At 42.8% G+C, this 12,409-nt stretch carries 5 protein-coding genes; 4 read left to right on the top strand and 1 reads right to left on the bottom strand.

Annotated elements, in window-relative coordinates; genetic code table 11:
• Window positions 1–5,300 (bottom strand): MBG domain-containing protein (locus C4S61_RS21080; RefSeq protein ID WP_200820631.1); only part of this gene is annotated, 5,300 nt, incomplete at its 3' end.
• Window positions 5,301–6,258: 958 nt separating this feature from the next.
• Here C4S61_RS21080 and C4S61_RS21075 point away from each other — a divergent pair.
• The 4 genes from C4S61_RS21075 (at window position 6,259) to C4S61_RS21060 (ending at window position 11,534) form a co-directional block, all read left to right on the top strand.
• Window positions 6,259–6,786 carry a DUF4402 domain-containing protein gene (locus C4S61_RS21075; protein WP_103926760.1) on the top strand — a complete coding sequence of 176 codons (528 nt, stop codon included), beginning with the start codon at window positions 6,259–6,261 and terminating at the stop codon, window positions 6,784–6,786.
• 75 nt (window positions 6,787–6,861) lie between these two features.
• Window positions 6,862–7,686: a fimbrial biogenesis chaperone gene (locus C4S61_RS21070; protein ID WP_103926759.1), complete on the top strand. Its 825-nt coding sequence runs from the start codon at window positions 6,862–6,864 to the stop codon at window positions 7,684–7,686.
• A gap of 11 nt (window positions 7,687–7,697) precedes the next feature.
• Window positions 7,698–8,219 carry a DUF4402 domain-containing protein gene (locus C4S61_RS21065; protein ID WP_103926758.1) on the top strand — a complete coding sequence of 174 codons (522 nt, stop codon included), beginning with the start codon at window positions 7,698–7,700 and terminating at the stop codon, window positions 8,217–8,219.
• A gap of 18 nt (window positions 8,220–8,237) precedes the next feature.
• A complete protein-coding gene (locus tag C4S61_RS21060) occupies window positions 8,238–11,534 on the top strand; it encodes a hypothetical protein (RefSeq protein ID WP_146064472.1) in 3,297 nt (1,098 codons plus the stop codon).
• Window positions 11,535–12,409 lie beyond the last annotated feature (875 nt).

Raw genomic sequence — 12,409 nt, 5'->3', positions numbered from 1 at the left:
GCAGTCGTGCTGATGCTTGGTTCGGTGGTCACTTTCGTGTCTCCGTTGACAAGGCCGCCATAGGTGAAGGTCAGGGCTGGATTTGCCTCGCCATAGACTTTCTGCTTGTCATCTGCCGTGATGGTCAGATCCTTCTTGCCGATTGTCAGTGTGCCATTCACCAAAGTGATCGTATAGTTGTCGTCTGATCCACCCGTCAAGGAGATTGGATAAGTACCCACATTCGAACTTGCTGTCGCAGTCGTGTTGATGCTTGGTTCGATGGTCATTTTGGTGTCCCCGTTGACTAGTCCAGCGTAGCTGAAGGTCAAGGCAGGATTAGCCTCTCCATACGATTTCTGCTTGTCATCTGCGCTGATGGTCAGACCCTTCTTGCCGATGGTCAGCGTGCCGTCTACCAGCGTGATCTCATAGTTTTCGTCCGATCCGCCTTCCAAGGTGATTGGGTAAACTCCAACTCCTGAGTTTAGGGTAGCGGTCGTTGCGATGCTTGGTTCGGTGGTCACTTTCGTGTCTCCGTTAACTAATCCGCTGTAGCTGAAGGTCAGCGTTGGATTGGCTTCGCCGTAAGTCTTCGACTTGTCTTGTGCGGTGATCGTCAGATCCTTCTTGCCGATGGTCAGTGTGCCATTTACCAAAGTGATCGTATAGTTGTCATCCGATCCTCCCGTCAAGGTGATAGGATAAGTTCCCACATTCGAACTTACAGTTGCAGTTGTTCCGATGCTTGGCTCGTTCGCAACTTTCGTGTCTCCGTTGACTAATCCGCTGTAGCTGAAGGTCAGTGTTGGATTCGCTTCGCCATAGACTTTGGTTTGGTCTGTAGCCGTGATCGTAACCCCAGCTTTGGTAATTTCCAGTTCGCCGTCTACCAGCGTGATCTCATAGTTATCGTCCGAACCGCCTTCCAAGGTGATTGGATAAACTCCAACTCCTGAGTTTAGGGTAGCAATCGTACTGATACTTGGTTCGGTGGTCACTTTCGTGTCGCCGTTGGTCAAGCCTGAGTAATTGAAGGTAAGCGTTGGATTCGCTTCGCCATAAACTTTGGTTTGGTCTGTGGCCGTGATCGTCAAGGCCTTCTTTCCCACGGTGAGTGTTCTTTCAACCGGCTCTGCAGCAAAGTTCACCTCATCCCCATCCTGTGTTGCAATAATCGTAGTCGAGCCAACTTTCAGAATTGTTGCCTGATTCCCGGTGATGCTGACTACTGTCGGGTCAGTGGCAGTATAGGTCACTGTCAGCCCTTGGTCTGTCTCGGCATTTGCTAAGGTGAAGGTAGGATCACCATATTTCTTGGTTTCGATTTCTCCAAAAGTGATTGTTTGCTCATTTTTATCTTTGGTAGTAAATGACCAAGTGTAGGTATAGGCACTAAACCCTGCAAATTCATTTCCCTCTACATCCAAAACAAAGCCTGTCGGAATCGCCAGGATCACCTGAGTGTTTACCGGCAGGTTATCGGTGAGGATCAAAGTAACCGTAAGCTTGTCTACTGATAAAGTAAACAAGGATCTTTCATCCGGATCACTCAGGTCAAATTCGAAAATCGCAGTAATGGTGCACCCGTCTCCATCGACTTTACCAAGACTGAAGATCCCCGTATTCCCCAAAATTACCTCATCATCAAAAGTGATAGTCAAAGTAGGCTGCAAGGCAACCCCGGTTGCGCTGTTTACCGGCGTAAATCCTGAGACTGCCGGAGCTATATTATCCACTGTGGCATTGCTCGTATCAGCAGTAGTTGTTGCTTGATTTGAGCTGTAGGTTGCCGTCACACTTACATTTCGGTTGCCGGAATCAATATCTCCTGCGATTAAAGTATAGGCAGCTGTCCAGGTGCCACTGTTATTGGTAGCGACCACTGCAGCACCTCCTCCGAAATGAGTGAAGTCCACAGTAACTGTGGTTATTTCCTCGCTGTTGTTGTCACCTGCTGCGGTATTGTTCCAAGTCGCGGTTATGGTATCCCCTATTTTGAAAATACCCCCTGTACCTGTACCACCGGCAATGCTGATATTCTCATCTGTGACAATTGGTGGAATATTAACCGCTTCCAATCCCGGTATCGGGTTCACTTCCGGTTCTGCCTCTGGCTCGTCATACACTATTGCCCGCAAATAGGGATAAGAACGAAATCCGGCAGGATTGATATTCCAGGTATCGGTAAAGTCCCAACCTGTAAATGTAGACTGGGTTTTCATTTCGACTGTGGTCTTACCTGTTCCTCCTGCTGAGGTCGGTTGACCTGAGGTTTCGGTATCCCAAAAGGAATTAGTAAAAGTTGGATTTGTAGTGACTTTTCCAATCAAACCACCTTGACCTATTCCTGACCCACTGACTTGACCTGAACTGTAGGAGTTTACGACAGATCCCCCAATAATAAAGCCTATCAGTCCCCCACCAGCATCTGAAGTAACAATCACATTACCAATGCTATAGGAATCTTTAATAGTAGAAAATAAAACATATCCTCCAAGACCTCCTACTAAATTATTTCCAGTAACTGAGGCCGAACTAAATGAATTAATGACTTGAGCATTGTCTATTGTGCCAGCCAATCCTCCAGTCTGTTGATCAGAGCCTGTAACAGTTCCAGAAAAAGAAGATTCTGAAATAATGGTAGTACTTTCCATTGTACCTACAAGACCGCCAATACTAACAGCTCCTGAAATTGAGCTGTTTCGGACATGAACATTGGTAACTGATGCACCACCGGTTATTGAACCTGCTAAACTTCCTCCATCGGATCCAATAATATTAAAATCAACTAAATTAAGGTTTTTAACTTGACCCCCATTCGTAATTTTTTCAAATAAACCGACTCGATTACTTAGTCTCTTGATAGCTAAATCACTGATAGTATGACCAGTACCATCCAAAATCCCTTCGAAACTTGCATATTCAAAACATTCACCAAAGTCCATGTAAGTGCAGGCACCTTTAATAGGATTCCAACCAGCATTATCATTTGCTGTGGCCGCGGCATACTGTGCATACCCGGATGAATTTTCATCCAAATCATTTAACAACACAAAGTGAGCGGAGACATTTTCTCTGATGTTGTAAAGATGTTCCCAGTCCGCTATCAGATAAGGATCTTCTTCAGTCCCTGTTCCTCCTGCAAAAAACTCTTTGGTGTTTTCAACTGTCATCGCTTCGGATGTAGTATTTCCTGATGCGTCTGTGACGGTGTATGTAATCGTTGTTATTCCGGGGGAAAAAGAATGAGTTCCTACCTGACCGATTCCAGAAGCAGTAGAAGCTCCAGTCATATGCCAAGTGAGTATCGCACCAGTACAATTATCCCCAAATACCACATCTTCAACTGTGGTCTCCCAATTAACAGAAGATTCTGATTGACCGGCTAAGTTTTCAAATACCGAGAGGGAAGGATCTTGATTGTCCTCAACGGTTACGATTAGAGATTCAGAGGTAGAGTTTCCAGCTGCATCTTGTGCCGTCCAAATAATAGTTGTTTCTCCTAAGCCGACAGACACTCCCGCAAGTGAATTGCTTCCATCATCATACTCTTGAACAAATTCATGCTCGCCAAAACTGATCTTAATATCATCCCATGCGGCTCCTGGTCCTCCAGAGAATATCACCTTCCATAAACCAGAAGAAAATGTAGAATTCTCGTTGAAACTTAATACTTGACCTGATTGGATATTGGTAATAGTTCCTGAAATATTTATTCCATTATCAATCAATTCAATCATCACAGGACTTTGATAAAACCCATCTCCAGGTCTTCCATCAAATGAAGTACTTGATATACCGGTATAACCCTCAATAAAATTATGAATTCTAAAATACAAGCTATTATCAGGTTCATTTGCATAACCCGGATTCCTTAACGCATCACTTCTTGTACCTATGAAAGCTATCTGATCCGAATTATTAAAAGTCAATTTTGCAGATAAATGAAGAGGGATACTTTCTGTGGGTTGGAAATCTGCAACAGTGTAGAGAATATCTCGATTGCTTGATTCATCACCACTTTGATAAGCTCCATTAACTACTTGCCCACCTGAGGAACTCACAGCGAAATTAACGGTATTCCAAGTTCCGGAACTGAAATTCTCAGAGATCAGACTTGGACTTGGTAATAATTTTTGAAGTGAATAAGTCAGTGAAGCCAAGCTACCACTGTCATCTGTAGCTGTAGTCGGATCAAATTCGGTTCCTTGAACGGTATAAAAACAATCGTCTTCGTCGGTATTTTTTGTTGAATTCCCTCCTACTATTAGAGTTGGGTCAGTGGTATCAGAAACAACCTCACTGAATTCTTGCCCATAAGAAGTTCCAATTGAATTGGTTGCAAAAGCACGGATATAATAAGTTCCCGCAGATAAAGTACCTGTATTCCCTGAGAATGTCCCTGTTCCTGCCCCAATGGCTATTTTGATATCAGAAGTAGTCGGGTTGGTTGCAGTACCATAAACAAATCCTCTTTCAGTTACCGCTTCTCCATTATCACTTGTGACATTCCCATTTACAGTAATTACACCATTGCTTTCTGTAACTGATTCTGTCAAAACTACCGGTGCTCCTGCCTCGATTTCAGTTGCTCCAAACAAATCATAACTGAAGTTGTCAAACTTGGTAACTCGATGTCCTGAGAAATTAAAATAACTGAAAAGTTGAGGAGAACCAGAAAGCGCCGTATTAGTAACTCCATTGACTTCTACGATTGCCGTAGCCTCCGTATATAACAAGGTCCCACTTTGATTTGAGGGCCAGACCTCAACCCGCATATTAAAAGTCGTGCTCGAAGGCCTTGTAACAGTGAAGACGATCTTGTACCACCTGTCAGGAGACCCACAAGTAGTACCGGTATTATCAATTAAATTTGCGCATGCAGCTACTTTAATTGTGGTGATTGCATCCTTGTAAGTAGTGCCCCAAAGACCGGAATAATTGGTAGTCCCGTTATGAAATTCATACCCGCCCCCATGAACCGATACACCCAGCGCATCATTTGGCCTATAAACAGGACTGGTATGGAAAGAACTGGTAGGTGAATCCCCAGTAAATCCTGCACCGCTATATCCATTTGGACCTGTACTTTTGATATAAGTTTGAAAGGAATACGAACTCCCAACCGGGCCTAAACTGTAGCTATTCTTGGTTACAAAGACTGCATTGGTCACAGCACTTGGCACAGAGACTGAACCGGAATCATTCAAACCGCCAGCTGTGGCTTGAACCACATTAGAGACATGCGTTCCGGAACCGTTAAAATTGTTACTCAGTTGCCCGGTTGTATTAAAGTTAAATTCGCTGGTTTGAGCCATGCTTACCTGTGAACTAAAAAATAGAAATAATAAAAAGGGAAGATTTTTCAATTTGAATAATTTGTAATCCTCTCTTTTTAAAAGCGGGAAAATTAGGTTTTTTACAAATGTATCTTTCTTAAAATTTGATGATTCATCCAGAAAATGGCCTTTTTCAGGTAGATTTAGAACACAAGTTTCGGAGTAGAAACTTCCTTTCATAAATTTAAAATTTAGAGTGAGCGGTGGGTGAAAAGCAAAAATATTGACTACCAATAAATTCGTCTGCCGAAGAACTCTACATTCATTTTTGTTTCAAAACCTTGCAATGCAAAGTGTAGGTATTGGTAAATAAAGTGTAGAAAAAAACTTTATAGCAGATTAGGACTACTTCATTTGGGAATTATTTTGCCGATTAAAAAAATCATAAAAAAAAAATTGTCTTCAGTTTCCAAAGCCTAAAATCACCCCTTACAAATTTATTATTCCAAATCAAAATCGTAAAAAAGCCGTTTATTTACAGTGTTTACCAAAATAAGACATTTTAAATATTTAATTATTTCCATTGAAAAATTGCATTATTCTAACAGTGAAAATAATTGAATTATTTTCACTGTTTTATTGAATGCTATATTCTAATTACCTACACAAAAGTATATTTGAAAAGCAGATCATTCATTTTTCTTAGCCCAAATATAAAATCCCACACAATACATCTTAATTACTTTTAAAGTACAGTATTTAGCATTATTAATTATATAATTTGTATTTAAAAATATTTACAAATTGCTTTAACAATACTTTTTGTTCAATTTATACAATAAATTTTAGCCTTTTAAGATTTTTATATCAATCACTCTCTTCAAAACTTCAAGAGTTTGGTTTTCAGGGTTTAGTTACTATACCTTTGTGAAGCATCTCTGGTAAAAATACAATTCTAGGTTTTATTGATGCTTAAAAACCCTAATACAAACACACTATGAAAAACACATTAAAAATCTCAGCAATCCTCCTTCTAGTAGCGGGAATGACATTCAGTGCAAAAGCTCAGGAAGCCGACCCAGTAACTGAAACAGCTACGGCAACAGCAACAATTGTAACTCCCCTGACACTAACGAATGCAGGTAATATGAATTTCGGTAACATTACTGCTACCACCGCAGGCGGTACGGTAGTATTGGCTCCAGGAGGAGGAAGAACAGAATCAGGTGTTCAGCTGCCTAGCACTACTGGGACAGTTTCGGCTGCTTCTTTTGAAGTTACTGGAGAAGCAAATTATGCCTATACAGTAACTTTGCCTGTAACACACGAAATCACTAAGGAAGGCAGTACTGAGGTCATGGCACTTAGCGATTTTACCACCAGCTTGGGAGAAACAAATTCCGGAAGTCTAGTTGCCGGTGCTGGCTCTTTTACAGTAGGCGCTACACTTACATTGTTGGCAAATCAGGTAAGCGGCACGTATACCAACGCAAGTGGATTTACGGTATCGGTAGTCTATAATTAATGCCCTGGTAATTTCCTTTTCCAGTACCCCGCAGGACTCCTCGGGGTACTTTTACCGTTTCTAATCGACCATAAAATGAAATATGCAGGCTTTTGGATTGTACTGCTGCTCCTTCTGACAGATCTGAATCAGTCATTTGCCCAAGGGGATTTGATGATTTACCCCCGACGACTCGTATTTGGCTCAAGTCAGCGATCCATGGACGTGACTCTTGCTAACTCCGGTACTGATTCTTCCACCTATGCTTTGTCTTGGAAAAATTACAGGATGACTTCATCAGGGCAGTTTACAGAAATAACAGAGCCGGATTCAGGACAGTATCTAGCCGACGAAATCCTCCGTTTTTTCCCAAGGGAAGTCACGCTGGCACCCGGAGAATCCCAGAAAGTCAAAGTACAACGCATCAGCAACAGACAGTTGCCGGAAGGAGAATACCGAAGCCACCTGGAATTCCGGTCAGCAAAGCCAATGGATGCTACCACACCATCTGCATCAGAGGAACAGGATCAAATCCAAACTCAACTCAATATGCACCTGGCGATCACCATCCCCGTGATCATGGAAATCGGCAGCATCACTGCTCAAGTAGAATTGAAAAATGTAACATGGATCGCCTCGGATAGCAAGAGCCTCCAGCTCCGATTTGACATTCATCGGAGCGGAAAAAAATCCTCCTACGGGGATTTTACACTGACTCACCGCAGCGCCGATGGGAAAATGACTCAAGTGGGTCTGGTCAAGGGTGTGGCCGTCTATGCTCCCATAAAAAAACGAAGCTATTCAGTTCCAGTCACTATTCCGGCAGGTGTGACAATAAACGAAGGGGAATTGATTCTGGAATATATCTCGCAAACCAAGCGCAAAGAAATATTGGCTTCCTTGGTGGTTCCTCTTAAGTAAGTTGAATAATAATGTCCCTCAAGCGATGTACAAAAGGTGTTTTAAAATTCTTTCCAACGGGTAAAAACACCTTTTGGCAAAGTCTTATTTTTTTTTTCGCAAGTGCTTTGCCACTGGTTTCAGTCGCACAGATTCAGGTGTATCAGGAGAGTCCCTTCAGTTTTGGGGCTATGATTCTGTCAGAGGCAGGTGGTACAGTTACCTTATCTCCCACAGGAGACCGAAGTGCCGCCGGAGGAATTGTCCTGTTAAGTACCACCGAATTTCATCCACTGATTTTGAGTGTGGAGGCTCCTTATGGCACCATAATTCACATTGATTTTGGTACAGAGCAGCTCCTGTTTGGAGAAAACGGAGGTCAAATCGGTCTGACGCTCAATGCCTCAGACCCTATTTCTCCCTTTACCAGTTTGGCTACGCCGCCTCAAAGGACCACAGTGTATATCGGTGGCACTTTGTCACTTGGCCCAAGATCCACTACCCCTACGGGAGTTTATTCGGGATCCATAACTGTGACATTCATTCAAGAATAACTATAGATTATAAAATTCATGGGGACGCATGGCACCCAAAACACCTATCGGTTTCTACAGATGCCCAGACAATTCGTTCTGGTACTTGGGTGTGTCCTGTTTTTTCTACTCCCACAGGGAGTCCATTCAAAACCCTATGAATTCGATCCTATCCTAATCTATGTGGCAGTCCCCAAACTTGGGGGCACCGAAATCCCCGGCCTAATCGACAGGCAGACACTTTACCTCTCAGTGACGGATCTATTTGCTTTTTTGAAAATCAAAGCTGAAGCTCAACCCGGAGGAACTATAGCCGGTTTTGTTCTACATCAGCTGGATCAATATACGATTAGCCTTACTGATCACAGCATTACTTATAAGGGGCAAGTGCATGGCCTAAATCCGGGCGAACTTCAGGAGTTTGAGGGGAATCTTTACCTCCAAATTTCCACCTTCGGCGAAATTTTTGAACTGTCCTGCCAGTTTGATTTCAGAAATCTCCAGGTAAAACTGGAGGCAAGTCCTGAACTCCCCGTATTCAAGCAAATTCGAAGGGAACTGATGCGGAAAAACTTAGGAAAAGGGCAACACTACAATCCTGATATGGCATTCCTACCCAAATACACCCTGGCTGATTTTGAAGGATTAGACTGGAACCTGACTTTAAATAAATGGTTGGGCCTCATTCAAAGGGAGGAACAAGTAGTGACAGGGACACCCGGTGTGCAATCCAGAGGATTTGTAAGTATGGGAGGCGAGCTTGGCTATGGAAATTTCAATGCCCGAATCAACTGGTTTGGCAATTCAGAACTTACCTTCAGAAATGTTGACCTCCGCTGGAAAAGGGTCCTGACTTCCCAAAATACACTGAGGCAAATTACGCTAGGCAGGATCAACGGTGCTTCTTTCGTTACACTATTTCAACCCATCACCGGTATCGGATTAACCAATGCACCGCCAGTGGTCAGAAAATCTTTTGGATTTCATACAATCCGGGATTTTACCAGACCCTTCTGGATCGTAGAGCTTTACCTCAATAATGAATTGATTGAGTACTTAAAAACTGATGAAACCGGTTTGTACCATTTTGAAATCCCTTTAAATTATGGATCAAACAAGCTTCAGCTAAAACTTTTCGGCCCCTCGGGAGAGGAGGAGTTGATCGAAGAAACCGTCTTCATCCCTTTCCTTCTTCTTCCAAAAAAGGAATTGATTTACCATATCAATGCTGGAATCGTACAGGGATTGGAATTTGATCAATTGGCAAATGCCCAGTTGAGCTATGGACTAACGGAATCTTTCACGATTGGTGCAGGGATGGAATATTATTCGGGATTAAGTGACCGGCTTTTTATTTCCAGATTTACCACGACCAAAAAGCTGGGAAATAACGTCTTGCTTTCCACCGAGTGGATGCCCGATCTCAAAGCTTCAGGTGTACTAAACACCCGAACTAAAAATGGGATAATTTTGGACCTGAGTTATGAAAATCTTGCAAAAGGCCAGAAAGCTTTCCCCCAACTCAACTATCTCAGTCTTAGCCGGATTTCTGCAATGATTCCATTCAAGCTAAGGGGAAAAATGTATAATTCCAGAATAAATTTTACGGAGCTGAACTTTCCCAAATCCAAAAACCAAACACTTCTTTGGTCCTTAAACGGGACTTTATTTGGTGCTATGTCCAATTTTTCAACCCTTGTTACCAAGTATCGGGAAGCTGCCTTTGTGACTACCACGATTCAACAAACTTACAGACTTCCAGCTGACCTAATGCTCAATGGAAGAGTCCAGATGAATTATCATCGAATGGACTATAGTAGTTTTATGCTTGGGCTGGAGAAACGTCTGCAGTCCGGTCTCCGGGTGAATACTTTCTATCAGGTTAGTTTAAAGTTTCAAAATTCACTGATGGGATTGGGTCTCAGGTATGATTTAGGATTTTTTCAGGGTACTACCAATTCACGCCTTCAGGGAAATCAGCTGATGCTCAATCAGGCACTGATGGGATCGGTCATTCAGGATCAAGTCACCGGAAATTTGAATTTCTCCAGCAAATCAGAACTGGGTAGAGCCTCATTGAACATTGTCCCCTTCTTGGATATCAACGACAACAATGTAAAGGATAAAGAGGAACCCTATGAATTTGAATTGAGTGTAAAAGTAAAAGGAGCCAGTTCAACCAAAGATCCCAAATCAGGAATCACCCAGGTCAGAAATTTAATGCCTTACCAGGACTATCTGATCGAACTCGACGAAAACTCCCTGCCAGAAATCAGCTGGAGACTGGATCACAAGAAAATTCAAATCGGAATAAAACCAGGCAATTCAAACGAACTGGAAGTTCCCATCAAAGTAGTAAATGAAATAGCAGGAAAAGTAGTGCTGAACAATGTGGCCCAGGGTGGCATCAGGGTTCTGTTTTTTAATCAGGATCAAAACCTGATCAAGGAGATGGTGTCACAGCGGGATGGCACTTTCTTTCATTCAGAATTAAAAGCCGGCACCTACACGTTTCGCCCTGATACTGCCCAATTGAGAATGCTGGAAATGGACTGGGAATCCGGGGAGACTGAAATACGCTTTGAACAAGGCAACTTTGGAGATTATAGTGCTGGCTGGGAGATAAAACTATCCAATAAAGTGGTGCAATCCCTCCCTCCAAACGCCCCTGAGGAAAGTTTCAAAAACAATTACTTTCAGGATTCATCCTTCAGTCTGAAGGAAAGTACGGTATCCAAGCCTGTAGAGCTTACTCCTTCTTTGGAGATCCTGAATCAGAATAACTCTCAAAGTAAAGGCGACAAGGTCATGTCTAGCCTTCAGGAGAAAAAGATCATTTATCGGATCCAAGTTCTAGCTTCCAAGGAAATGCTGGATGCCATCCAGTTGAGTCGATTACCGGACAGTGTCCAGCATCGGAAAGAAAACGGCTGGCATAAGTATTTTACAGGATCATTTGATTCTTTTGGGCAGGCAGAGCAGTTCCTTAAAAGTTCGATTATGCCCGTTTATAAAGACGCATTTATCGTGTACCAGTTCACAGAGGACGGCCTGCCTTCTTCTTACTTTCCGGGAGAATACAGGCTCCCGGGTATCGATGAAAATTATTTTAAGATGCAGATTTTCGCTTCCAAAAAACCGATTTCTACAGTAAACTCTCCTTTTAATTTGCTTACATTGGAAGTAGAGATGCATCATGGCCTCCATAAATATATGACTGGGGGAAGGATGACTGTCCAAGAGGCTCAGGCATTCCGTGCAAAGTGTGTGGCACAGGGCTTTGCGGATGCCATGATTGTAGAATATACTGGAGGGAAAAGAATGGTTAAAAATTAATTTATTAGCGGACAAATTCTTCTTTTATCAATTCAGGTTGGAATAACTTCATTTAAAGGCTAGAGAGGATTTTGAAGAAAAATCAGAGAATCGAGCTTGACTTCAAAATAACACTCGGATGTGACACTTTTCCTAATAGAATTTTCAGTTCAAGGAGGGGGAGGCGGAATGATTTGGGGATTGTTTCTGCAATGGGTAGGCATGGTTCAAGGTTAAATGTCCGATTCGAAGTCATGACCACGAATGTGGTCAAGCTATGAATAGCCCTGGGCCTGTCTTTGCCGGTAGGCAAGTGTGAACCCGGGGTATAAAAAAGTGAACGGGAACCAACGCTGGCGCAGGCTATTCGTTTGGAAGAAGATGTGGATGCCAGAACAATGGAAATGGATGCCAGAACAATTCATCTGTTTATAATTTGATATTTATTGGTCAGATAGCCTGTCCCGATTTTTCTTCGGGAGAATCTCGCATGGTTTATAATCATCCCAGTGTGTGACGATCTTCGTAATGCTCGATTTCAGGCATTCTAACATTTTGAGAAAAATTTGAGGCTTTGGGTATATTTTTCCTTCGATACTTTTTGTGGGCCAAAAAGTAACCAAAAAGCCTTGACGTGGCAAAGCTCCTACCGCACAAGTCCGAACGCCGGCCCGCTGCCACGTCGGCCAAGCGCGCCCTCCACATATCGATCTAGCCATTCTTGAGCTTAGATAGGGAGTTCCCGTCTCAAACTTTGGGGATTGTTTTGGGCTTGGTAGTGACTGGTAGGAAAATCACTAACCACGGAGTGGGAATGTTGAATGATGAATGTTGAATGATGAATGTTGAATGTTGAATTGTCCATGGCTTAATGATACAGGTATTGTTGAATCGGC

It is taken from the genome of Algoriphagus boritolerans DSM 17298 = JCM 18970 (assembly GCF_900108085.1).
GTDB lineage: Bacteria > Bacteroidota > Bacteroidia > Cytophagales > Cyclobacteriaceae > Algoriphagus > Algoriphagus boritolerans.
This window is presented reverse-complemented; position numbering and strand designations above follow the sequence as displayed.